We start from the raw sequence: 26,481 nt of genomic DNA on the forward strand, positions 1-26,481 counted from the left end.
TATATCTTTGTTTTGCAATATAAACCACGGTCCTTCTAAGCTGCGGGTGATTGGCTCTAAGCAACCTATCGCCGAATAGTCATTCGTTCGCAAAAACGTTGATGTTCATATGACCATCAATGGACCTGCATCCCGTGTCTAACCGCGCTTTTAGATATCACGCTTTCCGCGCATGGATCGCACAACTCATTGAAACTCAAAGATAGGTTGTGCCCTTTCACGGCGGCAACACGGGTTCGAATCCCGTACGGGACGCCAATTTTATTTGGCAATGCTATCAGCAGCTTACAGGCAAAGCGCTCTATCCCACCCAAAAATTAAGTGGCGATTCTGGACCAATGGCGATTCCGTCCTCCTTCGGAGTTCGTCTCATGGCCCGTACAAAATCCGCCGAGAATGTCAACGATCCTGCGACAGGACGTCCGCGGCCCGATGGCGTGAGTTGCCGGGGGCCAAAGCAGTATCGGGCACGCAAACTGGTCAATGGCCAGCGGATCGTCAGAACATTCGATACAGCCCGTTTCGCCCGTGCATGGCTTGAAGAGACCTCGGTCAAGGTTCGCGAGGGCCGCAATATCGACGTTCGGGCTCTGGACGGTGTCGTGCTGTGAACGCTGATCGAGCGATATTGAGATGAGTGCAGAGCTCATCGCGAGCGCGATCGCACTGATCATATCCCTTCGCTGCTCCGCGACACGATCGCTGGCCTGAAACTCTCCCGTCTGACGATCGCGGCTGTCAGAGGTTTCCGGGACAGGCAGGCGAAAGATATGCCCCCCGCGACCGTTGTGAAACGCCTCAACCTTCTCGCATCTATTCTGCAACATGCAATGTCTGAGTGGGACGTGCCGCTGCCGTAAAATCCAGCTTCAGGACGTTTGATCAAACGACCGGCCGGAGCCGACCGGAAGCGCAATCGCAGGCTGGAAGAGACAGCCTGTCCCGTAGGGAGTGTCTCGCCAGAGGAGCGCGAGCCTGCCGGAGAGTATGAGCGTCTGCTGGACGCTGTGAGATCAGACACCCATCCTGATGATGTGTGGCTCGTCAGGTGGTCCGTCGAGCAGGCCACTCGCCTGAGTCAAGCGGCTTCCTTGCGTTGGTGTGACGTCGACCTCACAGCAAGAACCATCAGTCTGGCTCACACCAAGACCATCCATCTCGCGGAAGAGCGAGGATCCGAAATCCGGCGCCTGATGCCCGGCGCGTAGGCTTTGCTTCGTGAGAAACTCGTTTCGTTCGACGCTCCGCCATCACCCGAGGATCTGATTTTCGATGTTGGCGACGAACGTGCTTTTTCAGTAAGGGACGGCCGGATGGTGAAGCGGGCCGGTCTTCACGACCTGAGGCACGAAGCGACCTCGCGACTGGCCCATCTGTTTCCAAATCCGCTCGATTTATGCCGCGTGACCGGCCACCGCGACCTCAAAAGCCTGAACCGCTACTACCAGCCCGTGCTGACGCCCCTTGCGGAGAATGCGGAAGAGCGCGCTCGTGTGCTTGGCTTCATTTATGACAGCGATGAAAGCGCGGCCAAGTAGATCCGGGCCACAGGATACAATACATATGTGAGCCTAGGACTAGGATCTCCTTGCAGCTTCCGCACGCATCCATCCCGTCTTGCGCGGTTCGTTGCCAATCAGGACATCAAGAAAGGCACATGCAAAAGACGCAACACGATTCTGCGTAAACAGCGGCGTGATCCGCTCCTTTGCTGCCAGAAGCGCGAACACCCACAATTCCAGCGTCTCTTCAACTGACGCTCCACCAGTCATTATATCCTGAATCATGGTGATCCATAGATTCAGAACTCACCATAAAACGCAACTGTAGAGCTAGTGCGTATCCGCAACGACGCGGCTAATCTGGATCTGTTCGTCCCCTACATCTCGAATGCAGGCGATCAGATCTTCCATGCCGACGATCAAGGCAACGGGTTCCACCTCAGTCTTCACCAATACCGCCCTGCGCAACGGCACAATCAACACAGATAGAAAGAACCAGAAGGGGAAAGCCAGTTTCGACATTGAGGGCAACCCGATGGCCGAGGGCTACGGCACCTTCGCGATTTTTCGTCTGAATAATGTCGCAACGGGCGCAGGGACAGATACTGATACTGATACTGATACTGATACTGATACTGACGCTCTCCAGGTGAACGGAGAGAACGTAACAGTAAATCAAGAAAAGATCACACCATGACAGAAATTAGCGAGACTGATGTGACAGTACCGCAAAGCGGCGACTTAATTCCCGTCGTACGAAATGTGGATGGCCTGTCTGTATTGATGCATTATGATGGCGAAGATATCGCAAATGCGGGCATTCCTTCGTTCGTGTCTTCTCTTTTGTCCACTGAAACTACAGTGCCTGTTGGCCGCCCCAAATCGGGCTGTCTTCGTTTTGTGGCAATTGGCTCTGCTCTACCGACTGTGGGAACGGATGAACAGGTAACGCTGGCAATCCTTGATGGTAATTCGGTGCTCTATGCGGATCAAGGAACCGGTTTGACCAACATGTCCGTACAGGGCCAGACCTCGGCAAACGCCACCAAGCACAACTGGAAATTCAAACCGAAAAATCCGGCTGGTTCCAAAGTGTCAATCCGTTTTGGTGATTGGCCAGATAGCACGTCCATTGATCTCAAGGCCTACGGGACAATCCCCAACGGTGACACAGGTGGCGGCACCGCAATGGATCGCACAATGATCCGCGAAGCAGTCTGCCTCGAACTGTGGCGTCAAATCCGACGTGCCTACGATTATCCAGAAAATCTCATTGCGCCTGAAAGCGCATACGAGGATGCGTCCACGACCAATTTCGGTAATCCTCTGTTTTCATGTGACGAAATTCCTGTTGAACTCTACTGGACCACTGACGCCGCGACGGCTCCTACATTCCTCGGTCAGTATATGTGGCGCTCGAACAATTCGAACGACACCTATCTTATGGATGACAGCAACGCGGCGCATTATCTGCTGCAGCCGCAGCATGGTCCTACCGATCTGTGGTCAAATGGCTCCAGCAGCTATTTTTCAAAGTATTGGGAATACTCCTCGCCATCGTCACCAAACAATGCAGTTCCGGCGCGACTTCTGACGTGGTTAGCCTCCTGCAAGACGACATCGTCAAACTGGGCTAGTTATGCGCAGTATATCGATCTGAACTCATGGATCGACTATGCGATTTTCTGCTGGGCTGTTGGATCTTTCGATAGCGTCTCCAACAATGTCATGCTGGGCTCGCATAACGCCACCGCTACCACGGGCATATGGTCACTGTATGCTTACGATCTGGATGAAAGTCTTGGCGTTTACTGGGACACGACGGGCCAGTCTCCAACGCAGGAAGGCAATCCTTTCGCACAGGATGCTGTCTTTCAGTCATTCTGGACATATTTTGCGCCGCAGATTGGTGCGCGCTGGCTGGAACTGCGTAAGAACAGCGTGCTGACAACGGACAATTTTCGCAAAATTGTCAGCAGATATCTCAAGTCCATGCGGCCCGCTGCCATCGCTGCAGACCAGTCTGCATGGGGAACAAACTCCATCTCGACCATTCCTTATCTGATTGAATGGTTCGACGGTCGTCTGACATACGGCGATACGGTGATGGCGGCCACTACAGCGACCACCTACACGGTCTCGGCAGACAGTCAGACGGTTCTTGTCAACAGCGCGGTAACGCTCACGGTGGCACCGGATCATCCCCCAGCCAAAGACGTGAATATCATGCTTACGAGTAGTCTTGCGGGAGTGTTCTCTCAAAATCCGGTTGTCCTGAGCGCAGGTTCGGGAAACGCCGTGGAGACAACGTTTACGCCATCTGCGGAAGGAACGGCGCAGATCACGTCAACCAATGATGATGGTCTGAATGACCCGTCCTCCACCAACGTGATCGCCACTGCTACAGCTCAGGCTCCGGGAGCACCGACATTCACGCTGACAGCGGGCGACGGATATGTCCAGGTCGATGTCTCCGCTCCCAGTGACAATGGTGGCGCCGCGATTACTGAACATCCGATCACGTACGGTGCCACGTCAGGTGGTGAGACTGCGACATTCTCTCCAGCAATCACTGCACCTGGATCGGTGCAGATCACTGGAACCAATGGAACGGCGATTTTCGTAAAGGTAGGAGCGACTAATTCGGTGGGCACTACATGGGCCACCGAACAGTCGGCAACACCGAAAGCCGATACCATTCCTGAACATGCTCTTGTCGGAAACGGCAATTCGGGATCAGCCTGGGGACAAACGCCAGGCCCATTAGGGATCACTACGGGAACAGAAATCCGCGTGGATATGGCAGTTTCCACACTGAGTTGGAGCGATAAGACAGGCTCGAATGTTGTCCTGTTTGGATCCAACAAAGCATGGAATACCAATGCATCGGTGGGACGTGGCGTTTCTTTAATCTACGGCCAAGGAGGAGCGTTCGGCGTATCCTACGGCGATGGTTCGAAAACGCAGTCTGCGTGGACTTCCAGCGGAGCAGTAACGGATAACCTGCTTGTAAACGGTCGTTTTCGTGGTGGTGTATTCCTCAATAACGGCACAGCAGCCGTTACGGGAGCGAACGGCCTGACCTATCCCGCAGGAACGGCCACTTTCTTCTCGAATGACGGCACGAAAGACGCCATTATCGGCACACCCGTGACGCTTTCCAGCAGTTCAGTGGCAGATAACATCGCCAATGACGTCGTGGTGGCAAACAGCGTCAAGACCAATCCTGCGACACAGGTGGTCAATCTGTTCTCCGCCAAGATGCTCGACGGCACTGGCAAGGAACTCATGGGGGTCAACTTTGGAAATGGTCCGACAGGTGCCACGACCTTCCCCGATGATGTGCAGTCGTTCACATGGACTGTCGCATCGCCCAATACGGTGAGTTGATCACCATATCCTCGTTCATTTGACCGAAAGCCGCTCCATTTTGGAGCGGCTTTTTTTACGGAGAAAATCCAGTGCGCGTAATCTCAAACCTCAAGGTCGACAGCACCGTGGTTCGTACCCCTTTCACAGACCACGGACACAAAGGGGGATTTATTCGGAGGCTTTGGGTCGATCACGCAGCGGCTTTACGAACAAGGTCCATGTCCGATGTGACAATCAGGGACGTCCTTTTGGTTTTATTTTCACCGGATGACAGGTTTCGGACTACAAGACTGTGGGTGCCCTGATGGAATTGTTTGTCCCAAACGCCGGAGTCATGCTGGCCGAGCGGAGTATGACAGCGACAGTTTCCGCCAGAGTCTGCTGATTCATGGGATCCTGCCGGTCATTCCATCATGCACAGGCCACAGTGTTCCTCAGCAAACAGATTGAAGACGCTACTAGGACCGAAGCCATATGTTCAACCGCCTCAAGCAGATGCGCCTTATCGCAACCCTCTACGACAAGACCGTCTTGTCCTTCATGAGCTTCCTCAATCTCACCGCCGTAAGGCTCTGGATCAGATATTTCGTCAACGTGACCCAATTACCTTAAGTGATTATTTCCGTCTATAGAGTTGCATCATCTTGTAGCATACTCTATTAATATAAAAAGATTATTACATTAAGAAATTCTATTTGTTCAATATTTACTGGTAGGGTTATCCATTTCAAAGCGCGTTTTTTTTGCACTTTACACCCTCTGTAGTAAATATCTTCCGTTTATCACGAAGCCGAGATAGCACCACATCATCGTATTGCGACTCGTTCTAGATTACGCCATTCTTCTGTCCGCTGAAATCATCGTCAGTAAGGACGCTCCGAATGACCCTGTTCCGTCCCTCTTTTTTGCTTGCCGCCTTCACCCTCGGCCTGACGGTCCTCGGACCGTTTGCTCACGCCGCGGACGAAGCTTCCGCTTCTCTCATCGGAACAGATGGCGCTAATCATGGAACCGCACATCTAACGGAAACGCCGACCGGCGTCCTCCTGCGCATCGAAGCCACGCATCTTCCGGCGGGGTGGCATGGCCTGCATTTCCATGAAAAAGGTGTCTGCACACCACCGAAATTCACAAGCGCCGGTTCACACGTTCACGCAGCTTCGCCAGTGGTGCACGGATTACTGAACCCCACAGCAAACGACGATGGCGATCTCCCCAATCTGTTCGTGGCATCCGATGGAACGGCCACCGTCGAACTCCACACAACTCTTGTCTCGCTGCATGGGAAAGATAACCGCCCTGCCCTCCTTGATGCGGACGGATCGTCTCTGGTTATTCATGCCAAACCAGATGACTACACCACCCAGCCAATCGGCGGAGCAGGCGACCGCATTGCCTGCGGTGTCATTCACTGATCTTCATACCCCCACTCGCCTGCAACCGCTTTCTGGGGCATGGTCTCTCCAATTATCACTCGGAGGCCTGAATCGGACATGAAGCGCGTTGCCTGGGTCGTTCTCTGCGGATTTTCTCTCGCCGGATGCTCATGGTTCGGCGATGACACTACCACCGCCAACCGGCATCTCAGTCAAAAGGAACAGTGGGAAACGCTGGGCTACAAGGACGGCCTGAAAAGCGTTCGAACGCAGCCCTGATCGTTCCTCATCTTTCCTCTCCCGTGCCTGTCCGGGTGAATCCACGTCATCCCGAGACATGGCCGGAGATATGACAAGCATGAGCGCCATTTCTTCCGAACCTACTGACGGCATGCCGAAGCCCGGCCGTCAGAGGGCTATTATCGCCGTATGCCTGGCCGTTCTCCTCGCTCAGATCGACTACGCCATTGCAAATGTCGCCCTCCCGGCAATGGGAACCGATCTTCACGCCTCCGCGTCCGATACTGTCTGGATCGTCAACGCCTACCAACTTGCCAGTCTGTCCTCCATCCTGCCGCTCGCCGCAGCCGGCGCATGGCTCGGTTATGAACGCGTCTGCATGGGCGGCGTCGTAATCTTCATGCTCGCGTCGTGCGGCTGTGCTCTTGCCCCTTCTCTGCCGGTCCTGACCTGCGCTCGCGCCTTCCAGGGCTTCGGTGCCGCCTGCATGCTGGGGGTCACCTCAGCCTTGATCCGCTTTATTTACCCCCGCAAGGAACTCGGAAAAGGCGTCGCCCTCAACACACTGATCGTAGGATTGGGAATGGCGCTCGGTCCCACGGTGGCAGGGCTCATTCTGGCCGTAGCGGACTGGCCATGGCTCTTCTGGATCAACCTGCCGCTTGGACTGCTTACCCTGTTCCTTGCCGCCACGTCGCTGCCGCGTACTCCGCGACAGGGCGACATGCCCGATCCGTGGGGCGCCCTGTTATGCATGCTGTCATTCTTCGGACTGGGGCTGGCCGGCAATGGTGTGGCTCATGCCGATGGCATCACCCTCACGATAGCCTTTCTTGTTGGGGGGCTCTTCACGCTGCTGATGCTTATCCGCCGTGAACATGGCCGCGCACTCCCGATCCTCCCTGTCGATCTTCTTCGCGGGCGCAGTTTCCGCACGGCTTTTCTCGTCGGCCTGTGCGGCTATGTCAGTTCCAACTTTTTCATCATTTCCTTCCCTTTCGCGCTGCACGATCACTACAATTGGAGCGCCACAACCATTGGCCTCATGATGCTGCCATGGGCGTTTGGCCTGATCGCTTCAGCCTCGGTCACACGCCCTCTCGCCGATCGCATTCCAGCCGGCATTCTCTCTTCCCTTGGTCTGTTGTGCACGATGACCGGTTTCATCCTGCTGCGCCTGCTGCCCGACACACCAAGCGCGTTCGACGTTCTCTGGAGAGTGGGATTGGCCGGACTGGGGTTCGGCATTTTTCAGGTTCCCAACAATCGGGCCATGCTGCTTTCAGCCGCAGCCGGACGCGAAGGGGGAGCGAGCGGAATGGTGCAGGTCTCGCGGCAGGGGGGGCAGACGCTCGGGGGTATCGGAACCGCCCTTACGTTGCGTCTCACCGCCAACGGAACACAGGATTGCCTCAACATCGCCGCTCTCTGCGCAGCCTTTGCGGCGGCCCTCAGTGCATCCCGTCTGACACACGGAAACGAAGGAAACCCACGCAACATCCGGACGGCACCCAATCCGAACCGGTAATTGCGCTCTTTCAGAGAAACGATCTAGACACACATTTGTTGATTACCCCACCTACCCCGCGGATGGGGTTTTTGTCCTCATCGCCAGGAAACACGCCCGCATGACACAGCCTGACCTCACCACGTCAGCCGTGAATCTGACCACTCTTTGGGAACGGATGATCGTCGAGGCTCGCGTTTGCTGCGATCCGCTGGTCATGGGGCTGCTGGCCACCGGAATTTCCAATCACGCCAGTTTCGCTGATGCGCTCTCCGCACTGATCGGACGCAAGCTGGGCGATCATTACGTGTCGTCACAAAATCTCACCGATCTGGTGCTGGCCTGTTATGCGGATACACCCGATGCCCTCGCAGCAGGTGCGGCCGATCTCGTCGCCATTCGCGAGCGCGATCCCGCCTGCCCCGACTACGTGACGCCGTTCCTGTTTTTCAAAGGCTTTCTTTCCATCCAGTGCTATCGGGTGGCGCATTGGCTCTGGAACTGCGACCGTCGCCATCTGGCTCTCCATCTCCAAAGCCGGGCCTCAGAACTGTTTGCCGTGGACATCCACCCCGCCGCCTGCCTCGGCCGACGTCTGCTGTTCGATCACGGAACCGGAATCGTCGTGGGCGAAACAAGCATCATTGAGAACGACGTCTCCCTGCTTCAGGGCGTGACCCTTGGTGGAACTGGCAAACATGCCGGAGACCGTCATCCGAAGATCCGCCGCGGGGTGCTGATTGGAGCTGGCGCCAAGGTACTTGGGGCAATCGAGGTGGGTGAAGGCGCGAAGATCGGCGCAGGTTCGATCGTTTTGGAAGCGGTGCCTCCTTATACCACCGTGGTCGGCAATCCTGCCCGCAAGGTCGGCACCCGCCTGAAAGGCATGCCGTCGCTGACAATGGATCAGACGCTCCCACCGATCGACTACATCATCTGAACAGCACCACCAGCCATTGCTTCCCACACACGCATGGCCTGCACCATCCCCGCTCCGTCATGGACCCGGAGCAGCGTCCCGGGCAGATCAAGCCCGGGCAAAGATGTAACGATGGTGCCCGGATCGCGCGCCATCGGCTCAGCCACGCCAGCCCAAGTGCCGATCATGCGCTTGCGTGAGGTACCCAGAACGACGCGACAGCCAAGATTGGCAAGGATAGGCAACCGCCGCAGAAGCTCCGCATTCTGCTCGGCCGTCTTGGCAAACCCGATCCCCGGGTCGATCAGGATACGGGAGCGCTCAATTCCTGCCTGCTCCGCCTGTGCAATTCGATCGCGCAGTTCCCGTACCACATCTACGGCTACGTCCCTGTAGTCCGTCAGCGCCTTCATCGTCTCCGGAGTACCCCGCATATGCATCAGCACGACCGGGCAGGTGCGTCGCGCCAACAGCGGCAACGCCTCGGGATCATGAGCCAACGCACTCACATCGTTGATAAGCATCACCCCCATATCCAGCGCCGCTTCCATGGTGCGGGCGTTACGGGTGTCCACTGAAACAAGAATCCCTTTACCGACCAGTTCGGCCAGCACAGGTTCCAGCCGCGACCATTCTTCGGAGGGAGACACGACCACAGCGCCCGGCCGTGTGCTTTCCGCCCCCACATCGAGAATGGCCACACCGGCCTGCTGCATCTGCTGCGCCCGTGCTACGGCCCGTTCCGGAGTGCGATGCTGATCTCCATCGCTGAAACTGTCCGGCGTGACATTAAGGATCCCCATCACCATCGCCCCTGAAGGCAATCCCGCCTGCGAAGGAGGCGCTGTTACGATCTCCAGTTCCGGCAACCACGAAGCGGGAATCCGGTCCACCGGCCTCGGTGCGCTTTTTGTTCCATCCCGCTCGATCAGGGACACCAGCGAGAAAGCTGTCTTTCCACCCGCCAGCGGTAAGGCCACACCTGCGGTGATTGCCTCGGCCGCCTCCGTCCCCCTTAGCAGCCCAGCCGGTTCCACCAGACGCAGATCGTTCATTCCTGTTCATCCCAACCAAGCGACACGGAAACGAAAAAAGGCCGGAACGGGACACATCCCACTCCGGCCTTTTCAGAAACTGCCCCTTTAACCCGGCTGGGGAGATGCATCCCCGACCGAAGCCGGAGGCGCACCGCCCGCTCCCGGCTGATTGATAACCGGCGGCACCGAAGCGCGCCGATTTTCCGGCATGGTGTCATCCACCTCGACACGCTCGATCGCCTCGCCACGCAGAATCTGACGGATTTCCTCGCCGCTCAGCGTCTCGTATTCAAGGAGTGCTTCCGCCAGGCGGTGCAATTCCTCAATATGCTCAATCAACAGATTACGTGCCCGATCATAGGCGGCGTCGATCAACTTCTTGACCTCGGCATCGATCTCTCGCGCCGTCTCTTCCGAGATGTTCTTGTTCTGCGTGACCGAATGTCCAAGGAACACTTCCTGACCATTATCGCCATAGGCGATCATGCCCATCTTCTCGCTCATGCCCCATTCCGTCACCATCCGGCGGGCCTGATCGGTCGCCATCTTGATGTCGCCGGAAGCACCACTGGTTACATTGTCAGGGCCAAAGATGATTTCTTCCGCGGCGCGACCGCCCATGGCGAGATCAAGTTCGGCCACGCATTTGGCACGACTCTTGGAGTAACGGTCCCCTTCCGGCAGGCTCATCACCATACCCAGCGCACGACCGCGCGGAATGATCGTGGCCTTATGGACCGGGTCCGTGCCGTGCGTCAGGATCGAGACCAGCGCATGACCGCCTTCGTGATAAGCGGTCATCTTCTTCTCGGAATCGCTCATCACCAGTGAGCGACGCTCGGTGCCCATCAGCACCTTGTCCTTGGCGTTCTCGAACTCGCTCATGGCCACCGTACGCTTGCCTGCACGCGCCGCCAGCAAAGCGGCCTCATTGACGAGGTTGGCCAGATCCGCACCCGAGAAACCCGGTGTGCCGCGCGCAATCACCTTCGGATCAACATCAGACGCCAACGGCACCTTGCGCATGTGGACACGCAGAATCTGCTCACGCCCATTCACATCCGGGTTCGGCACCACGACCTGACGATCGAAACGACCCGGACGCAGCAAAGCAGGATCGAGCACGTCAGGACGGTTGGTCGCGGCAATAAGGATCACGCCTTCATTGCTCTCGAAGCCGTCCATCTCCACCAGCATCTGGTTGAGCGTCTGCTCACGCTCATCGTTGCCACCACCCAGGCCGGCGCCACGATGGCGGCCCACCGCGTCGATCTCGTCAATGAAAATGATGCATGGCGCAGCCTTCTTGCCCTGCTCAAACATGTCGCGGACACGGGACGCACCCACACCAACGAACATCTCAACAAAATCCGAACCGGAAATAGTGAAGAACGGGACGTTCGCCTCACCTGCAATGGCACGCGCAAGCAGCGTCTTACCGGTACCGGGAGGACCGACGAGCAGCACGCCCTTGGGAATCTTGCCGCCCAGACGGGTGAATTTCTGCGGATCCTTGAGGAACTCAACGATTTCTTCGAGTTCGCCCTTGGCTTCATCAATGCCCGCAACATCGGCGAAGGTCACACGTCCCTGCTTCTCGGTCAGCATACGGGCACGGGATTTGCCAAAGCCCATGGCTCGGCCGCCACCCGACTGCATCTGCCGCATCATGAAGATCCACACCGCACCGATGAGGATGAACGGGAACCAGTTCAGTGCATAGCGCAGGAAAGGATTGCCCTCGGCCTCCAGCGGTTTGGCCACAACCTCCACGCCCTTGCCCGTCAGACGGGACACGAGACCCGGATCCTGCGGAGCATAGGTGTCGAACGACGTGCCGTCAGACAACGTGCCGGAAATGTTGTGCTCCTGAATGGTCACGGAACGCACACGTCCATGATCCACGTCCGCTACGAAGTCGGAATAGGCAAGTTGCTGAGCCGCATGCTGAACGTTGCCCGGCTGGAACATGTTGAACAGGAACAGCAGGAGAACGATGATGCACACCCACAGGGCGAGATTGCGTCCGAAATTGTTGATCACTTTGTCCGTTCCATATTGTTCCTGCGTGAGGAGAACGCCCCTGAAAGCCTTTATCAGACCGGTTTCGGGCGGCGATTGCAATCCCGTGCCTTAGAGATTGGGGGCGCACGTCCTGCATGGAAGTGGCGCGGGTATTAAATATGTGTTCATGCGCCCTTGTCCGCCATCAATCCCAGCGCGTTGTCACGGTCACTGGCACAGGCGGAACGAGGTCGAATGTCACGTTTTTCAGACTCTCCTCCTCGCACACCCCCAGATGCGGCACACACACGCGCCGCCCCTCCCGCCATAATGCCGGAAGCGTCGCACAGGCCACTGCGGGCCACCCCCTACGCAACGACCGAGGCAGTCCCCATCCTGCTGCCGCCACAAATAGATCTGACGGTATGGCCCCTGCGCGCAACGTAAACCGCCGATCCCAGCAAACACCATCCCGGGCAGGTAGAGCAGCCTCCATGGCGGCCTCTTCGCGCACCATAAGCCATTCCTCCTCCAATCCCGGCAGAGGACGTGCGCGGAGCAATCTTATCCCCGCTAGGGTTACCGGTCGGTTTGCAGCAATCGCAGCCTCCACCGACGCACGGGAAGGCGCATAGGGACGCGCCCCGATCGTGCGGATAAGGGCCGCCAGCGTAGAAAAAGACGGCAAGATCTCCCCAAGCGCCACCCATCCGGGGAACGGCAAACACCCAGTTGCAGCAAGCCATGCCGCACTCTCTCCGGCCTGCTGCATCCGTCTGATCGCGATTTTTCTGGAAAGTCCGATGGCCTCAGTCCGTGCCTGCTCCGTCAGATTCTGCCTTACCCTTACTCGCTCGGCCTTGCGGTTGGCGTTCGAAGGATCCTCGCACCAGTTGACCCCGGCACGCCTCAATGTAGCACGTAGAGCCATGCGAGAGACTCCCAGCAACGGGCGCACCAGCCGAATATCCGCCAGTTCCGTAATGCGGGCCATACCCGCCAGTCCCAGTCCCTCGCCGCGTCTTTGCCGCATGACAACCGTTTCAGCCTGGTCGTCTTCCTGATGCGCAACGAGAAGATCGACGCACCCTGCTTTCCGGCACGCCGCGATCAGAGCCTCATATCGTGCATCCCGCGCCCGCTTCGCGATTCCGGGGCCAGCTTGCAGGTCTGTCAGTTGCAAGACGCATGTCGTAATCCCGAATCCTTCAAGCGTCTGACGCGCAATTTCAGCTTCACGAGCCGATTCTTCACGCAGGCCATGATCCACCACCAGCGCAAGCAAATGCCTGCGCCAATGGCTGGCCAACCATGCCATCGCGAGGGAATCGCTTCCACCGGACACGGCGAGAGCAACGGGAGGCGCATCCGACGTGTCGGGAAGCCACGGCCCAAGGCCGCGCATGACATCACGAAACTGTTCGGGAGTAACAGGTTGCTCTGTCACCCCGTCACACATCTCCCACACATATCAGGAACAGGACGCCTTCTTGCGAAAGACGCTGGCTGAATGAGACACCTGCTCGCTGGCCGACGGAAACTCCGTCTTCAGCTTGTCCAGCGCCTGACAGGCTGCTTTCTTGTCGCCAAGCGATATCAGAGAAGCGCTCACGCCAAGCAGCGCGAACGGTGCCTTGCTGCCTTTGGGAGAGGAGCGATAGGCATCGTAATAAGCAACAGCGGACTGCCGATACTGCTTCTGGCCCGCAAGGGACTGTCCCAGCAGATACTGACCTTCGACTTTCGTGGCTCCCTTGCCATGCGCAATCGCGGATTCCGCATTCTCCTGCGCGCCAGCGTAATCGCGCTTGAGCAGCGCATCGTGGCCGGCCTTGAGATAATTCGCAGGCGTGCTGGCAGCCGCTTCATCATGAGACGACGAAGAAGACGCCGCGTGTGAAGAAGCTGCCGCAGCAGCAGCGCCTCCAGCGACAGCACCACCGCCATTCTGTGCCGCGAACTGCATGTCGCTCATTTGCTTGGAAAGAGACGCGCTCTTTTCCTTGAGCTGATTGGTCAGATCTTCAATCTGTCCCCGCATTTCACGCTGCTGCTCCTCCAGCGTATTCACACGATCCACAAGCTGAGCGACCAGATCACCACTCGCACCACTTGTCTGGGACGCACCCTGCGCCACGGGAGGCGCCAGAACCGAAGACGAGCCTCCCCCGCTCTGGACCTGAGAAAGCTGCTGCTTCAGATCCATGATCTGATTCTGCAGTTCGATCCCTTCGCGGCTCGTCATCTGGGCGTGTGCCGTCAGAGGAAGCAACCCGAGAAGGGCTGTAGCGGCCAACAGACCGGACATGCGGCGGAAACGACAAAAAGACTGAACGAGTGCTGTCATCACGAGCATTGTGCGGCCTTTAAGCCGTCTCCTCTGGCATTGTTCCGGCCAACAGGATGTCAGCATTGAACTGCATCCATCTGCGATCTCTCGGGTTTAGCCCATCCAGCAAAGGCGTCAAACATGTGAGGGATGAACGCCATCCCACAAAAAGGAAAGGCCGGACGGACGCTTTCGCATCCGTCCGGCCATCAACCTGATGAAACAAGCCGTCCCGAAAAAATTACTGAACCGACGTGATCGCGTTACGGTTCTGGGCCCAGACATCTTCGCCTTCACCCGTCGCCGTCGGACGATCCTTGCCATAAGAGATCGTGGTCATGCGCGAGCTGGTCGTGCCTTTGGCTGCGAGATAATCGCGAGCCGCATTCGCACGACGCTGGCCGAGTGCAAGGTTGTATTCTTCCGTGCCACGATCATCGCAGTTACCGGCGATCTGAACGGAAACCTGCGGATACTTGGCAAGCCAGTCAGACTGCTTGTCCAGAGTCGCTTTCGCATCGCTCGTCAGGCCGCTCTGGTTCAGAGCAAAAAAGACGCGATCGCCAACATTGGCAACCAGATCTGCCTCACTGCCCGGAACCGGACCGCTCGGCTGCACCGCTGCACCTTCGCCTGTCGCGATGCCTGTATTGGGATGATCGTTGGCACAGCCAGCCAGAAGGGCTGCTACGCCGAGTGCACCGAGAAGCTTCAGTCGCATTGTCTTGATCCTGAGATCAGTCCCGCTGTGCGGAACACTGAAAAGTGAATGATACGCGGAAAACAGGCCGGTTTTTCACCACTTCCGGCGACTGGACGAGGTAGCGTCCGGCAACCAGAGGTTACCATCTCGTAAGCCATAACGCCGAAAGAAGGTCAAGCGCCCTCCCTTCGGCAGAAGTGTTTTTCCAATCACAACATTGCAAACCTGCACTGTTGCAGGATCGCGACAGACTGCAATCAGACGTTCAGCGGTGACCATGTCGGGCTGGAACCGCCTTCAGGCGTGGGGATTCCGCGCTCATGGAACCCGGTGATATCGATGGTCCGGATTCCATAGGCAGCCCCACCACTGGCGCTACGGCAGAAGGCCAGCACGCGACCGTTCGGACAAAAACTGGGCGACTCGACAGTGTAGCCCTGCGTCATGATCCGCTCGCCGGTGCCATCCGGATTCATGACACCCAGCGAGAACGCGCCACCCGAGATACGGGTGAACCCGATCAGGTCACCGCGCGGCGACCAGACCGAATCTCCATAATGCCCACTGCCGTAGGACAGACGCCGTGCGTTCCCGCCGCCTGCGCTCATGATATAAAGTTCCGGAGCACCGCCGCGATCAGAGTTGAAGACGATCTGCGATCCATCCGGGCTGAAGCTCGGACTGACGTTAATGGCCCCACCGCTGGAGGTAAGCTGCCGCTTGGCGCCGGAAGCGATATTGACGCTGTAGAGTTCAGACCCGCTGCCACGCGCGACCGGCACCAGCAATGTGTTTCCATCCGGCGAATAATGCGGACCAAGCGGCACGCCGTTGAAATCGCTGATAATATGCTGACGACCCGTAGCAAGATCGAACACATAAATACGCGGCACGGTTGAGCTGTAAGACAGGAACGCGATCTGATCGCGCACCGGACTGAACGCTGGCAGCTTCGTCTGGCTGCTGCTCAGAATGCGGCAGTTCGCCCCATCCTGATCCATGACCGCCAGACGCATGCGCGGCTGGTGAACCGAGCCGGAACGGGAAATAAACCCGATGCGCGTGTCGAAATAGCCCTTCTCACCCAACATCCGCTGGTAGATCACGTCGCCGATGATATGCGCGATGCGGCGCCAGTTGGCTTCACTGGTGGTGTAAGCCGTACCCTGAATCTGCTTGCCCGCCAGAACATCCCACAAACGGAATTCCAGCCGGATGGTGCCACTCCCCGAAGCCGTGCCCGTCACAGCCGCATGTGCGCCCATCGCCTTGTAAGGCGCAAAATCGGGCGTGCCCGACATGGAAGAACCCGGCAACACCTTGAACAGACCGGTGCCCGACAGATCGTTGGTCAGGACTTGGGTGATGTTCTGCCCCACACCGCCGCCAAAGGACGGGATGGCTATGGGGATCGGAGCCGTGCGCGCCTGATCGACCGTAATTTCGGCTGCGGGAGCATCGGCCGCCCGTGCGGCAAGTGGCGCCACCGACAGACCGCCCACCAGTCCGGCACCAGCCACCACGCCGCCTTCCAGCAAGGCGCGACGGTTGAGACGACGCGGAACGTAGGCCTCTGCGAGCGCTTCCGCCGCACGGTCTCCGATGTAATGCTCATGAGTCGAAACCATGGTTCCTGTCCTCTCGGTTGTGTGGCCTATGGCCGGAAGATGAATTTTAACTGATGGGTCTGACCCAGCAGGTTTTTCGGAATCGGCAGCTTGGCGCAGGTGGGACTGAGCACCGCTGCCCGCGCGCGTTCGGCAAGGGCGCGATAGGACGCATCGGAATTCATCCGTGCCTGCGTCTCCGGCGCGAAGCTGACCATGCGGGCCTCGCCAGTCGCGTCCACCGTGACAATCAAATGAGCGACGAAACTGGCGTAATCCTTGGCCGCTGTGTCCTCGGTGTAGCAGCGACGCACGGAAGCCCCGATGGCCTTCTGCTCCCCCGAACTCATCTTGCCCGTAATGTCGCCGTTCGGGGTGCCACCGCCCTTGGGAGATCCTCCGGAATGGGCACTCGCCTCAGACTTGGGGGCATGCGTCTGCTTCGTGTCAGCCCGGAACGAATCCAAGGTTTCCAGAAGCGAATGCGAATCCGCCTGCGTCTTCTTTGCCGGATTGGGCTGCGTGATGTGCGAGGGCACAGGCAGGTCCGGCAGTGTGTCCGTCGGCTGCGGTGACGGCGTCGGAGGTGCCACAACATGCGACGTTTCCAACGGCTTGGAGAGCGACGGAGGCACTTCAGCGTGACTCGGCTGCGCCTTCACCGGTGGCGTGGGCGGGGTCTTTTCCGCATCCGGTGACGGCTCTTCCACTTTGGGCGGAATCGGCGTGTCAGGCAGCGGAGGCGCTTCCTGCGCGGGCGGAGGTGGCACGGGTGGTGGCGGTGGAGGTGGTGGAGGCGTCTCCTCAGGCGGCAACGGCTTGGGCGGTTCCGGCGTTGGCGGAGCCTCAGACTTCTCCGGGGCTGCGGGCGCAGGTTCGCTCGCAGCCTTGTCGGCTTTGGCGGGTGAGCCAGTCTCCCCTGACGCCTCTTCGAACTCCATCTCGACCGGAGGGGGTTCTTTCGGCTCCTCAGGCGGTTTCGGCTGAGGAATGACGATCAGGAACGCCGCCAGCCCAAGAAAATGCAGCATGGCAGACGCTATGGTCGAGCGCCGCATGAGAATTGTTTCGGAACGGCGAGGCCGTACCATGCGAAAGATTCCCGACGTCAGCCAGCACTCCGGCCAGCCGCCATGCGACTGCCGGAGCGCTGGAACAGGAAAGAAGTGAAAAAGCGGATCATCGGGGCGGACTCACTGCCCCGAAGCAGCGGGCTGCTGCGCCAGAAGCGCAACATGCGTAAAGCCACCGGCCGTGATCTGCCCCATCACCTGCATCACCTTGCCGTAGTCGATATGAGCATCGCCGCGCACGAAGATGCGATGCTCCGAATCGTTCTGGGCCGCAGCCTTGAGCTGCTCCACCAGTTGATCGGACGAAACCGGATTGTCCCCAAGATAGATCGAACCGTCCGCCTTGATGGAGACGGTGATCGGCTTGGTGTCGGTGTTCACCGGCTTGGCATCGGTCTTGGGCAGATCGACATTCACGCCGCTCGTCATCATGGGCGATGTGACCATGAAGATGATGAGCAGGACGAGCATCACGTCTACCAACGGCGTGACGTTGATGTCCGACATCGGCCGACGACGCCTGCGCGGACCTCTCCCTCCTCCGAGCGACACGCCCATGACTTACGCCCTTTCCTCGGACTGACGTGACAGGATCGCGGCAAACTCGGTGCCGAAACCTTCCAGGCGGTCCTGAAAATGCGCCAGCGAATTACTGATGACGTTATAGCCAATCACAGCGGGAATGGCGGTCACGAGACCGATGGCGGTCGCGAACAGCGCTTCTGAAATGCCCGGCGCCACAACACTGAGATTGGTGTTGTGCATTGCGGCAATCGAGCTGAACGAATGCATGATACCCCACACGGTGCCGAAGAGACCGATGAACGGCGCAACCGGACCAATGGTGGCCAGAAAGATCATCCAGCGTTCCAGACGGTCCATCTCGCGGGTGATGGTGATCGACATGGCCCTGTCAACGCGCTCCTGCACGCCGCCATGCACGAGATCCACGCCCGGAATCCGCGAAGACCGGCGCCATTCGCCCATAGCTGCGCCAAAAATGGCTGCCATCGGATGAGTGGGCTTGGCACCTTCGCTTTCATATAGATCGTCAAGACTCCCACCGGACCAGAAACGGTCTTCAAAAGCCGTTGCCTGACGCTCCACGCGGCGAAGAGTCACAATCTTGTCGAAGATGATCGCCCACACCCAGATGCTGCACCCGATCAGGCCAAGCATCACCAGCTTGACGACCAGGGACGCCTGCACGAACAGACCCCATAGGGACAAATTCCCGGCCGCCGCCGCGCCGAGATTTGCCGCGTCTACCGCATGATCCAAAAATGCCTCCTGTCCTTGCGGACGTACTTATGTCTCGTCCCAGCGGGACCCTCATCCACCGCAATGGAGGACAGCAACGATCCCGACTCGATCCATCATCGAATCACGCCGCGATCCTTAATGACTTCCCGACCAAAGCAGAAGATGCCTTGAGATCACGACAACCGGTTAACCGCGAGCCGATCGAGAAGAGCACGCCACAAAGGCGGAAATCGGGCAGGACGTCCATCCGTCACACGGATGCAGGCCAGTCGCACATCGACATGCACGCACAGCGTCTCACCTCGAAAAATATCCTGCACCAGCCGACAGCTTGCCCCGCCCTGCTCAGCAAGGTGCGTGCGCACGGTCAGAATATCGTCAAGCCGGGCCGGCACATGGAAATCCATCGACGCCTGCCGCACGACAAAGGCCAACCCATGATCGTTGAGCAATTCGATGGGAGCCATGCCCTGACTGCGGATGGCCTCCGTCCGGGCGCGCTCGGCGAACGCGAGGTAACGAGCGTGATAAACCACTCCTCCAGCATCGGTATCCTCGTAATACACCCGGAAATCGATGCTGTGCGTGATCATCGCCCTGCCCTCCTGCCTCAGTCCTCGGCAAGCAGATCGTACTGCCCACCCTGTGCTGATGGTGGTGGCACAAGCCCGAGGTGACGCCAACCTCGCTCCCCGAGAACACGCCCCCGGCTGGTGCGCAGAACCAGTCCTTCCTGAATGAGATACGGCTCGATCACGTCTTCAAGCGTATCGCGTGCCTCGGCCAAGGCGGCCGCAAGTGTCTCGACACCGACCGGCCCACCATTGTGAAACTCCGCAATCCGTCGCAGATAGCGGCGATCCATTGCATCCAGTCCCAGACTGTCCACTTCCAGACGGGTCAAAGCCGCATCCGCCAGTTCGGCTCCAACAGGTGCGCTGTCTGGATTGCCTACTGACGCAAAATCCCGCACCCGTCGCAAAAGACGCCCAGCGATACGGGGAGTGCCGCGCGAACGCCGCGCGATTTCTCCAGCTCCGGCATCCGTAAGAGCGAAACCCAGCTTGCGCGCGCCGCGTGCGACAATGAGCTGAAGTTCCTCCGGCGTGTAGAAAACGAGTCTCAGCGGAATCCCGAAACGATCCCGCAAAGGTGTGGCGAGCAGACCAGCGCGCGTGGTGGCAGCGACAAGGGTAAACGGCGCGAGATCGATCCGCACGGAACGGGCCGCCGGCCCTTCTCCTATAATAAGATCGAGCTGGAAATCCTCCATGGCCGGATAGAGAATTTCCTCAATGGCCGGCTGAAGGCGATGAATCTCATCGATGAACAGCACATCACGCGGCTGAAGATTGGTCAGAATGGCCGCGAGATCACCGGCGCGCTGGATGACCGGACCAGACGTCGCCCGAAACCCCACCCCCAGTTCACGTGCCACAATCTGCGCCAACGTGGTCTTGCCCAAACCCGGTGGCCCATGCAGCAGGACATGATCCAGAGCCTCGTCACGATTGCGGGCGGCTTCAATGAAAATGGAAAGATTCTCACGACTGGTCTTCTGACCTGTGAAATCGGCAAGAGTCTGCGGCCGCAACGCACCTTCGCCAAGATCCTCCTCCATGCGGGCAGGATCGAGCGCCCCACGCTCCGTCATTGGGCCAATTCCTTCAGCGCATCGCGGATGATGACATCAAGAGAAGCTGCCTTCCCCGCATCAGCGATCAGACGCGACACCACAGGCCAAGCCTCCGCGCGCCGGAACCCCAACCCGGCAAGCGCCAGAAGAGCATCCCCCTCGATGGATCCTGCCGAATCAGCCGAGGCAATGATAGCCGCAGCAGCCGTGCCACTCCCTCCGCCCGGCATTTTTGCGGCCCTGTCGCGCAGTTCGGTCAACAACCGGTCGGCCAGCCGCGCCCCCACACCGGGCGCACGCGTAAGACTCGCCTTGTCTCCACTTGCGACTGCCGCGATCAACTCTCCAGGCGACAAGGTGGACAGTAAGCCAAGAGCCACTTTCGCCCCAACGCCCTGAATGGAAGTGAGCACCCGAAACCATTCCCGCTCGGCTCCATCCGCAAAGCCGTAAAGGAGAATTGCGTCCTCGCGCACCACGGTTTCCACGAGAACGCGCGCAAGCTCCGGTGGCTGCGGCAATGCGGAAAGCGTGCGTGTGGAAGCCTGAACCAGATATCCCACGCCATTCACGTCGATGACGCAGCGATCCGCCTCGACCTGCGCCAGCAACCCGGCAAGAGAGGCAATCATCAGCGCCCTCCCCGTGCACGAGCGGAAGCGCTACGCTGCCCCTGCGCCACGCGAAGCGTGCTGGCGCGGTGATGGGCATGGCAGATGACAACCGCCAGCGCATCGGAAGCGTCCGCTCGAGAGATTGTCGCGGTGGGCAGCAGACGACGGACCATCATCTCGACCTGATCTTTCGTGGCCGCTCCCGTTCCCACGACCGCGCGTTTGACAGCCATCGCGCCATATTCCGCGACGGTGAGGTTTTCCAACGCGGGAGCAAGCAAAGCCACGCCACGGGCATATCCCAGTTTCAGCGTGGAAGAGCCGTTGCGGTTTACATAGGTCTCCTCAACAGCGGCCTCCGTAGGCTTGTGAGTCTGGATGAGAGCCGTCAGCGCATCGTACAAAGCGCACAGACGAGCGGGAACCGGCTCGTCTCCATCGGTCGCAATCACGCCGTCCGCCACATGCATCAGACGATTTCCCTCTACGTCGATGACCCCCCAGCCAGTAAAGCGAAGGCCAGGGTCGATACCAATCAGGCGGGTGCGTTCGATCATGTTTCGTTCTTACCTGCTGGATGTTGGAAGCGCCAGAGGCGTGGGCCCGCACCCACACTATCCGCAGCCCGAACTCCGAAAGATCACTTTAACCCAATCGTGCTAGAGGCTCTCGAAACGCGTATTCTTCATGTCCGCGAAAACAGGAGACCGACAGACCTATGGCACGTGTCCGATGTCTGATGATGCAGCGCGACGAACCCCTGCTGCTGGAAGCATGGTTCCGTCATCACGGCTATCTGTTCGGTTTCGAGAATCTGACTGTTTTCGACAACGGGTCCATCGATCCCGCGATTCCGGGCATTCTCGACACCTATGAGCGCGCAGGCGCGACAATCCACCGTGGTCATGATCGCCCTGATGATTTCATTGGCCGGGCCCAGCACTTCGAAAATGTGATCCGTCATTGGGATGCCGAGGGAGATTACGATTTCGCCCTGATGCTCAATTGCGATGATTTTCTCGCAACGTTCACAGATGCGGGCCTTTCCTGCGCACGCAGCGCCATCGACAAGGCATTCGACGCTTTTCTTGGCGAAAAGAGCACTCTTGTCATGCCGACAAGTCTGATGAACGTTCCGGAACGACCAGGTTGTTTCATGCTGGAGGATCGCCGCAGGAATTTTATTGCCGCAGGAACGCTGGGGCACATCGATCAGGGACTGGCTGGCACAATGTCGGGCAAATCCGAAGAATGGTGTGATACGCCCTTCACCTGCCTGCACATGAGCAACCGGCCCATCGAAGCAAGAGCCGAACAGGCACGTCAACGCCTTGGAGTGGCCGAAAAAGCGCCTGCCGATTCCCGTCGCACGCTTGCCCAACTCGATCCTTATGCACGTGAAAACCGGCATCTCACGATGACGGCTGCTCGTCAGCTTGCCGCTTTTTCAAAGGGCGTGTTTGTCCAGTTCCCTGCTTTTGTCGCCCAGCTTCGCGCACTCGGAATTACCACGCCTTTTCTGGTGGGCGATGCGGCACTCCCTACAGAGTCCACATTCGGTTTGTGGCAAGTGGCTCCACGCCGAAAAGACCGGTTCACGCCCTTCGATGGAAACATCTACACAGAGCATAATCCTGATGTTGCGGCTGTCGGCACGCCTCCTCTGCGTCATTATCTCAGTCACGGACATGCTGAAGGACGCCGAGTACGGACAGCGGAAGACGAAGAAACCTTCACCCCACTTGTTTCCGCAGAACTTCAGTCAAGCACCCAGCCCAAGCCAGCTCGCAAGCTACGCAATACCTTGAAAACACGCGCTAAGAACTAAGGCGGGAGCAACTCAACAATAGGAAAGATAGAGCCGGTATCTATGGCGCGTGTCAGATGCATCATGATGCAGCGCGATGAGCATCTTCTCCTCGACGCATGGGTTCGTCACTATGCCTATCTGTTCGGATTTGAAAATCTCCTGATATTCGACAATGGCTCCACCGATCCGGCTGTTCTGGATACTCTCACACAGTATGAAACCGCTGGGGTTTCCGTTCTGCGGGAACACAACCGGATTGAAGACTTTCACGGAAAAAACGATCATTTCCGCAATGTGATTTCCAATTGGGACGCTCGAGGAGATTACGACTTTGTTCTTCCATTGGACTGCGATGAATTCTTGGGCGTTTGCACAAAGACCGGCGCAAGCTTTTCCCGGTCAGCTATTCACGCACATTTCAATGCTTTGCTGGGAGAGCGTCGCGCGTTGAAAATATCTCCCTGCCTTTTCAATATACCCGATATTCCCGCCGGGTTTCGCGCATGTCATTTCACCAAGACTTTTGTCGCAGCACGAACCTTGCAGACACTCGATCATGGTTTTCATGCCGCCACTTCACACGCAGAGACCGGCTGGCGGGAAACCGATTTTGTCTACATACACATGCACAACAAGCCTTTTGCGCTGCTCTGCGAACATGCGCGACGTAAACTGGCCTATTATGTTGACGTAACAGATCATAAGGCTCTGAGCACATATCGTGGACCAGGCCACCATCTCGCTCCCTACCTCCTGACAGATGAACAAACATGGCAGGAGAAGCTCAGGAAGGAGCACCTTTTCGGCATTCCGTCGTTCATTACGCACATGCAGGCGCTTGGAATTCGGTCTGCCTATTTTGGATGCGACAAACCCGCTTCCCATTCAGGAGATACAGTTCACCTGCTTGATATTGGTTCCAATGGATATATCCACGAAGAGATTTTCGATCCGCAGAAATGGCGACAAAACCATCCGGACTCACCGGATACATTCAAAGCCTGCCTGAAATTCCGCTCATGCAGACAGGGGTTTTCGTCTTTATTCTCTAAACCGCTCTGGAAACATCAGAAAAACGGTCTTCTAGGGACATGAACTTTCTCGTGCGTCAAAGGAAGGGAAGCGCTACTTCCCTTCCCTCCTGTCATCAGGGAGCAGGTGTTGCTGGCGATGAAGGAACACCACTGCCCGCAGCACCATCATGAACCACCACTGACGGCGTAGCTTCCCGGTTCAGGACAATGAACGATACGGCCTCCATCGTGGTGACATCCACGTTGTCGTTCGGCTTGAGCTGAGCCAGCAGAGGCAGAAAAACCTGCCGATGCACAACAACATCCCGTGTCGTTCCAGATGGATCCTGAACCGTCACCCTATTGTGGGGAAGATCCACAGCCACGACGCGGTCGCGCTTGCGTCGGAACGAAACGAGCATCCCGCGAGGATGACGATTGACATAGCTACGCGCGGTTGAAACCGTCGATTCAGGCGCTTCAGACCCCGGAGCCGCCAGTGCCGCATCCAATGTTTTCACAACATGCATGCGCACACGATCCCCCGGCTGAAGATGAGGTAGCGCATGCGCCTTGCGGGGGACGTCGATTGTAAACAGATCGCCGTCGACATCGCGCAACAGCACCTCTCCATTGCTGGCATCGATGGTCTCAACGGTCGCTGTCGTGGTTTCGGTGGTCGTAATCACACCTTGAGCCCGCGCATCCTCCATAATGGGAAGCGGCGTCATTCCGGCAAGCGCCAGGAAGACAAACAGGGAACTAGACGCAGGCGCCATCCGCCGGAACGAACTTCTGATCTTCATGGTTTCCGTCAAACTCATCGTGGTACAGATGGCGGGACGTTACAGCCTCCACCACATAAGCGCCATTCTTGTTTCTCGCAGGCGAGTTTCCCGATCCATGCAAGGACCCTTCCAACCTGTTTGAACATTACCTGTAGTCGAAGAGTCCTGGCCGAAAATCCAGGCTCCTGTTGATGAATACAGCAGCAATCGGCCCATTTCTCTATAACTAAATTATCACGTCGGCTCATTTTTTGGACGCTCCAACTACATCCTCGTCATTCTATATAAAGAGAATAACGGCCCCCACTTCAGCAATGCATTGAATGGATGCTTTTCTTTTTTGGCCTCTGACATATTTTGAAATAAATAACGAAAGCCAAAAACTTAAAAAGTTCCCCTTTGACGTAAATTTAACGATATGAGATTTTAACAAAAGTGAACTACGTCGAGATGTCATGCAATCTGGCCAAGAAATACGTGCTCTGACCGGTCTTCGAGGACTGGCCGCCTGTCTGGTGGTTCTCTACCATCAGGTCGAAGCGGGATCATTGCCCACTCTGCCATTGATTGGTCCTGTCGTTGCTCGCGGCTATCTCTCTGTCGATGTATTCTTTGTGTTGAGCGGCTTTGTGATGGGGTTATCCTCCACCCATCTATTCACAAAACGGCCGCTACAGGAAGCATACGCTGTCTTTCTTCTGCGACGAATGGCCCGCATTTATCCTCTCTATTTTTTTGTACTGATATTGGCGACCATTCAGGAGGTCCGTCATAACCTTCAGCACCATCAAGATATTGGCTGGCTGCAGACAAAATTACCCATAAACCTTTTTCCAGTACACGGACTGGGAATCGGAGAGCGCATTGTCGACACATCATGGTCTATTGGCGCCGAGTTTGCCGCCTATCTCGTCTTCCCGCTCCTGCTATGGCTGACGCTGGAAAAACGACGTGTCATGCTGTCGGTTATTCTTGCTGCCAGCGCGCTTATTGCGGCTGCCTATTACCCCACGTCTTTCCCTAAAAGCGGTCCGCTGGATGTATATTGGGTCGGCTCCCTCTGGCCAGCCATTCGGTGCCTTGCGGAGTTTACGCTCGGCCTGATCACATGCCGATCCGCACTTCGACTGCGTCCATTTTTCAGCCAGCCACTACCGGCTTTTGCCGTTCTGGCGGCTCTTGTGATCCTGTCCTTCATGACAGGTACCGATATCGCATTTGTCCTGTTTATCCCGCCATTCCTCCTTACTCTTCTCTCGCAGGACCGTTTCGCTGCGCGCATGCTCAGTTCTTCTCCACTCCTGTTTCTCGGGGAAGTCTCGTTTGCAGTCTATCTGTGCCATAAACTGCTTATGCCATTGCATGACGCCCTTCTGGCGCGGCTGCAGCCATCGTTCATGCCTGCATCGGCACAGATCGCATCCGAAATCCTATTCTGGTGCGCCTTGCTCGGGGCAGCATGGCTTTGTCATCGATTGATTGAGGTTCCGGGGCGGCGACAACTCCGTCGCTTCGAAAGCCGTCTCACGACCTCGAAGAACACCGCACCCGTCGCAACCAAGATTTCTCTCTCAAATTAATGGACGCAGCCGCACCAAAAAGTAACTACGATTTGGCTGCACCCACAAAGCTATTCATCACAATGGCAAAACCGCAACTAAGATAGATAGCTACAGCACATAGTGCCG

Annotated in this window: 24 protein-coding genes, 1 tRNA gene and 2 pseudogenes; 11 read left to right on the top strand and 16 right to left on the bottom strand. The window is 57.5% G+C overall.

Going from position 1 to position 26,481, the window contains the following annotated elements; all coding sequences use genetic code 11:
* Window positions 1-193: 193 nt before the first annotated feature.
* Window positions 194-258, top strand: a tRNA-Glu gene (locus KUA11_RS00390).
* An 80-nt stretch (window positions 259-338) separates the two neighbouring features.
* Window positions 339-1,538: pseudogene (locus KUA11_RS17970) on the top strand (tyrosine-type recombinase/integrase).
* Between the two features lie 35 nt (window positions 1,539-1,573).
* Here KUA11_RS17970 and KUA11_RS00400 read toward each other — a convergent pair.
* Window positions 1,574-1,787, bottom strand: a pseudogene (locus tag KUA11_RS00400) (IS701 family transposase); the annotation flags it as partial.
* Between the two features lie 124 nt (window positions 1,788-1,911).
* Here KUA11_RS00400 and KUA11_RS00405 point away from each other — a divergent pair.
* From KUA11_RS00405 to sodC, 4 genes are all read left to right on the top strand, one after another.
* On the top strand, window positions 1,912-2,199 hold the full coding sequence (locus KUA11_RS00405; protein ID WP_217408719.1) for a hypothetical protein: 288 nt from the start codon (window positions 1,912-1,914) through the stop codon (window positions 2,197-2,199).
* Window positions 2,196-4,892, top strand: coding sequence for a CotH kinase family protein (locus KUA11_RS00410; protein WP_217408720.1), 2,697 nt, complete (start codon window positions 2,196-2,198; stop codon window positions 4,890-4,892). Before KUA11_RS00405 ends, KUA11_RS00410 begins: the two co-directional genes overlap by 4 nt.
* 456 nt (window positions 4,893-5,348) lie before the next feature.
* Window positions 5,349-5,486, top strand: a complete 138-nt coding sequence (locus KUA11_RS00415) for a hypothetical protein (RefSeq protein ID WP_217408721.1) — start codon at window positions 5,349-5,351, stop codon at window positions 5,484-5,486.
* Between the two features lie 269 nt (window positions 5,487-5,755).
* Window positions 5,756-6,289 carry a superoxide dismutase[Cu-Zn] gene (gene sodC, locus KUA11_RS00420; protein WP_217408722.1) on the top strand — a complete coding sequence of 178 codons (534 nt, stop codon included), beginning with the start codon at window positions 5,756-5,758 and terminating at the stop codon, window positions 6,287-6,289.
* A 129-nt stretch (window positions 6,290-6,418) separates the two neighbouring features.
* Here the strand turns inward: sodC and KUA11_RS00425 are convergent, their stop codons facing one another.
* Window positions 6,419-6,610, bottom strand: coding sequence for a hypothetical protein (locus KUA11_RS00425; protein WP_217408723.1), 192 nt, complete (start codon window positions 6,608-6,610; stop codon window positions 6,419-6,421).
* Here KUA11_RS00425 and KUA11_RS00430 point away from each other — a divergent pair.
* Together KUA11_RS00430 and cysE are read left to right on the top strand one after the other, a co-directional pair.
* On the top strand, window positions 6,609-8,018 hold the full coding sequence (locus KUA11_RS00430; RefSeq protein WP_217408724.1) for an MFS transporter: 1,410 nt from the start codon (window positions 6,609-6,611) through the stop codon (window positions 8,016-8,018). The two genes, KUA11_RS00425 and KUA11_RS00430, sit on opposite strands and share 2 nt — an antisense overlap.
* 100 nt (window positions 8,019-8,118) lie before the next feature.
* A complete protein-coding gene (cysE, locus tag KUA11_RS00435; protein WP_217408725.1) occupies window positions 8,119-8,937 on the top strand; it encodes a serine O-acetyltransferase in 819 nt (272 codons plus the stop codon).
* Here cysE and folP read toward each other — a convergent pair.
* From folP to ruvC, 13 genes are all read right to left on the bottom strand, one after another.
* On the bottom strand, window positions 8,925-9,971 hold the full coding sequence (gene folP, locus KUA11_RS00440; protein ID WP_217408726.1) for a dihydropteroate synthase: 1,047 nt from the start codon (window positions 9,969-9,971) through the stop codon (window positions 8,925-8,927). The genes cysE and folP overlap by 13 nt on opposite strands.
* Before the next feature lie 87 nt (window positions 9,972-10,058).
* Window positions 10,059-11,993 carry an ATP-dependent zinc metalloprotease FtsH gene (gene ftsH, locus KUA11_RS00445; protein WP_217408874.1) on the bottom strand — a complete coding sequence of 645 codons (1,935 nt, stop codon included), beginning with the start codon at window positions 11,991-11,993 and terminating at the stop codon, window positions 10,059-10,061.
* 169 nt (window positions 11,994-12,162) lie between these two features.
* Window positions 12,163-13,404 carry a tRNA lysidine(34) synthetase TilS gene (gene tilS / locus KUA11_RS00450; protein ID WP_368040895.1) on the bottom strand — a complete coding sequence of 414 codons (1,242 nt, stop codon included), beginning with the start codon at window positions 13,402-13,404 and terminating at the stop codon, window positions 12,163-12,165.
* A gap of 24 nt (window positions 13,405-13,428) precedes the next feature.
* Entirely contained in the window at window positions 13,429-14,304 is an 876-nt protein-coding gene (locus KUA11_RS00455; protein ID WP_254454583.1) for a tol-pal system YbgF family protein, read from the bottom strand.
* A 223-nt stretch (window positions 14,305-14,527) separates the two neighbouring features.
* On the bottom strand, window positions 14,528-15,007 hold the full coding sequence (gene pal, locus KUA11_RS00460) for a peptidoglycan-associated lipoprotein Pal (protein WP_166318018.1): 480 nt from the start codon (window positions 15,005-15,007) through the stop codon (window positions 14,528-14,530).
* A gap of 239 nt (window positions 15,008-15,246) precedes the next feature.
* A complete protein-coding gene (gene tolB, locus KUA11_RS00465; protein ID WP_217408728.1) occupies window positions 15,247-16,617 on the bottom strand; it encodes a Tol-Pal system protein TolB in 1,371 nt (456 codons plus the stop codon).
* A 26-nt stretch (window positions 16,618-16,643) separates the two neighbouring features.
* The gene (locus KUA11_RS00470; RefSeq protein ID WP_217408729.1) at window positions 16,644-17,687 is read right to left on the bottom strand and encodes an energy transducer TonB; all 1,044 of its coding nucleotides are present in this window, start codon (window positions 17,685-17,687) and stop codon (window positions 16,644-16,646) included.
* 102 nt (window positions 17,688-17,789) lie between these two features.
* Window positions 17,790-18,227 (bottom strand): protein TolR, encoded by a 438-nt coding sequence (gene tolR, locus KUA11_RS00475; protein WP_166318009.1) that lies wholly within the window; start codon window positions 18,225-18,227, stop codon window positions 17,790-17,792.
* 3 nt (window positions 18,228-18,230) lie between these two features.
* A complete protein-coding gene (gene tolQ / locus KUA11_RS00480) occupies window positions 18,231-18,950 on the bottom strand; it encodes a protein TolQ (protein WP_217408730.1) in 720 nt (239 codons plus the stop codon).
* Window positions 18,951-19,105: 155 nt separating this feature from the next.
* Window positions 19,106-19,525 (bottom strand): tol-pal system-associated acyl-CoA thioesterase, encoded by a 420-nt coding sequence (gene ybgC, locus KUA11_RS00485; RefSeq protein WP_166318003.1) that lies wholly within the window; start codon window positions 19,523-19,525, stop codon window positions 19,106-19,108.
* 17 nt (window positions 19,526-19,542) lie between these two features.
* On the bottom strand, window positions 19,543-20,586 hold the full coding sequence (ruvB, locus tag KUA11_RS00490) for a Holliday junction branch migration DNA helicase RuvB (RefSeq protein ID WP_217408731.1): 1,044 nt from the start codon (window positions 20,584-20,586) through the stop codon (window positions 19,543-19,545).
* Window positions 20,583-21,200, bottom strand: coding sequence for a Holliday junction branch migration protein RuvA (gene ruvA, locus KUA11_RS00495; RefSeq protein WP_217408732.1), 618 nt, complete (start codon window positions 21,198-21,200; stop codon window positions 20,583-20,585). The genes ruvB and ruvA overlap by 4 nt, the downstream gene beginning before the upstream one ends.
* Window positions 21,200-21,739: a crossover junction endodeoxyribonuclease RuvC gene (gene ruvC / locus KUA11_RS00500; protein ID WP_217408733.1), complete on the bottom strand. Its 540-nt coding sequence runs from the start codon at window positions 21,737-21,739 to the stop codon at window positions 21,200-21,202. Before ruvC ends, ruvA begins: the two co-directional genes overlap by 1 nt.
* 161 nt (window positions 21,740-21,900) lie before the next feature.
* On the opposite strand from ruvC, the gene KUA11_RS00505 reads away from it, so the two are divergent.
* Together KUA11_RS00505 and KUA11_RS00510 are read left to right on the top strand one after the other, a co-directional pair.
* On the top strand, window positions 21,901-23,010 hold the full coding sequence (locus KUA11_RS00505) for a glycosyltransferase family 2 protein (protein ID WP_217408734.1): 1,110 nt from the start codon (window positions 21,901-21,903) through the stop codon (window positions 23,008-23,010).
* 63 nt (window positions 23,011-23,073) lie between these two features.
* Window positions 23,074-24,087 (top strand): glycosyltransferase family 2 protein, encoded by a 1,014-nt coding sequence (locus tag KUA11_RS00510; protein WP_217408735.1) that lies wholly within the window; start codon window positions 23,074-23,076, stop codon window positions 24,085-24,087.
* A gap of 52 nt (window positions 24,088-24,139) precedes the next feature.
* On the opposite strand, the gene KUA11_RS00515 is transcribed toward KUA11_RS00510, so the two are convergent.
* Entirely contained in the window at window positions 24,140-24,811 is a 672-nt protein-coding gene (locus tag KUA11_RS00515; RefSeq protein ID WP_217408736.1) for a hypothetical protein, read from the bottom strand.
* Between the two features lie 437 nt (window positions 24,812-25,248).
* Here KUA11_RS00515 and KUA11_RS00520 point away from each other — a divergent pair, with 437 nt between their 5' ends.
* A complete protein-coding gene (locus tag KUA11_RS00520; protein ID WP_217408737.1) occupies window positions 25,249-26,373 on the top strand; it encodes an acyltransferase family protein in 1,125 nt (374 codons plus the stop codon).
* Window positions 26,374-26,481: the final 108 nt, after the last annotated feature.

The organism is Acetobacter estunensis (assembly GCF_019083805.1).
GTDB lineage: Bacteria > Pseudomonadota > Alphaproteobacteria > Acetobacterales > Acetobacteraceae > Acetobacter > Acetobacter estunensis_A.

Coding starts and splice junctions, on each gene's coding strand:
- tolB (WP_217408728.1), bottom strand. CDS start 16,617: ATGGTTTCGACTCATGAGCATTACATCGGAGACCGTGCGGCGGAAGCG.
- KUA11_RS00455 (WP_254454583.1), bottom strand. CDS start 14,304: ATGACAGCACTCGTTCAGTCTTTTTGTCGTTTCCGCCGCATGTCCGGT.
- folP (WP_217408726.1), bottom strand. CDS start 9,971: ATGAACGATCTGCGTCTGGTGGAACCGGCTGGGCTGCTAAGGGGGACG.
- ruvA (WP_217408732.1), bottom strand. CDS start 21,200: ATGATTGCCTCTCTTGCCGGGTTGCTGGCGCAGGTCGAGGCGGATCGC.
- KUA11_RS00425 (WP_217408723.1), bottom strand. CDS start 6,610: ATGCTTGTCATATCTCCGGCCATGTCTCGGGATGACGTGGATTCACCC.
- sodC (WP_217408722.1), top strand. CDS start 5,756: ATGACCCTGTTCCGTCCCTCTTTTTTGCTTGCCGCCTTCACCCTCGGC.
- KUA11_RS00520 (WP_217408737.1), top strand. CDS start 25,249: ATGCAATCTGGCCAAGAAATACGTGCTCTGACCGGTCTTCGAGGACTG.
- KUA11_RS00510 (WP_217408735.1), top strand. CDS start 23,074: ATGATGCAGCGCGATGAGCATCTTCTCCTCGACGCATGGGTTCGTCAC.
- KUA11_RS00415 (WP_217408721.1), top strand. CDS start 5,349: ATGTTCAACCGCCTCAAGCAGATGCGCCTTATCGCAACCCTCTACGAC.
- KUA11_RS00515 (WP_217408736.1), bottom strand. CDS start 24,811: ATGAAGATCAGAAGTTCGTTCCGGCGGATGGCGCCTGCGTCTAGTTCC.
- tolR (WP_166318009.1), bottom strand. CDS start 18,227: ATGGGCGTGTCGCTCGGAGGAGGGAGAGGTCCGCGCAGGCGTCGTCGG.
- KUA11_RS00410 (WP_217408720.1), top strand. CDS start 2,196: ATGACAGAAATTAGCGAGACTGATGTGACAGTACCGCAAAGCGGCGAC.
- KUA11_RS00405 (WP_217408719.1), top strand. CDS start 1,912: ATGCCGACGATCAAGGCAACGGGTTCCACCTCAGTCTTCACCAATACC.
- pal (WP_166318018.1), bottom strand. CDS start 15,007: ATGCGACTGAAGCTTCTCGGTGCACTCGGCGTAGCAGCCCTTCTGGCT.
- KUA11_RS00470 (WP_217408729.1), bottom strand. CDS start 17,687: ATGGTACGGCCTCGCCGTTCCGAAACAATTCTCATGCGGCGCTCGACC.
- ruvC (WP_217408733.1), bottom strand. CDS start 21,739: ATGATCGAACGCACCCGCCTGATTGGTATCGACCCTGGCCTTCGCTTT.
- ybgC (WP_166318003.1), bottom strand. CDS start 19,525: ATGATCACGCACAGCATCGATTTCCGGGTGTATTACGAGGATACCGAT.
- KUA11_RS00430 (WP_217408724.1), top strand. CDS start 6,609: ATGAGCGCCATTTCTTCCGAACCTACTGACGGCATGCCGAAGCCCGGC.
- cysE (WP_217408725.1), top strand. CDS start 8,119: ATGACACAGCCTGACCTCACCACGTCAGCCGTGAATCTGACCACTCTT.
- KUA11_RS00505 (WP_217408734.1), top strand. CDS start 21,901: ATGGCACGTGTCCGATGTCTGATGATGCAGCGCGACGAACCCCTGCTG.
- ruvB (WP_217408731.1), bottom strand. CDS start 20,586: ATGACGGAGCGTGGGGCGCTCGATCCTGCCCGCATGGAGGAGGATCTT.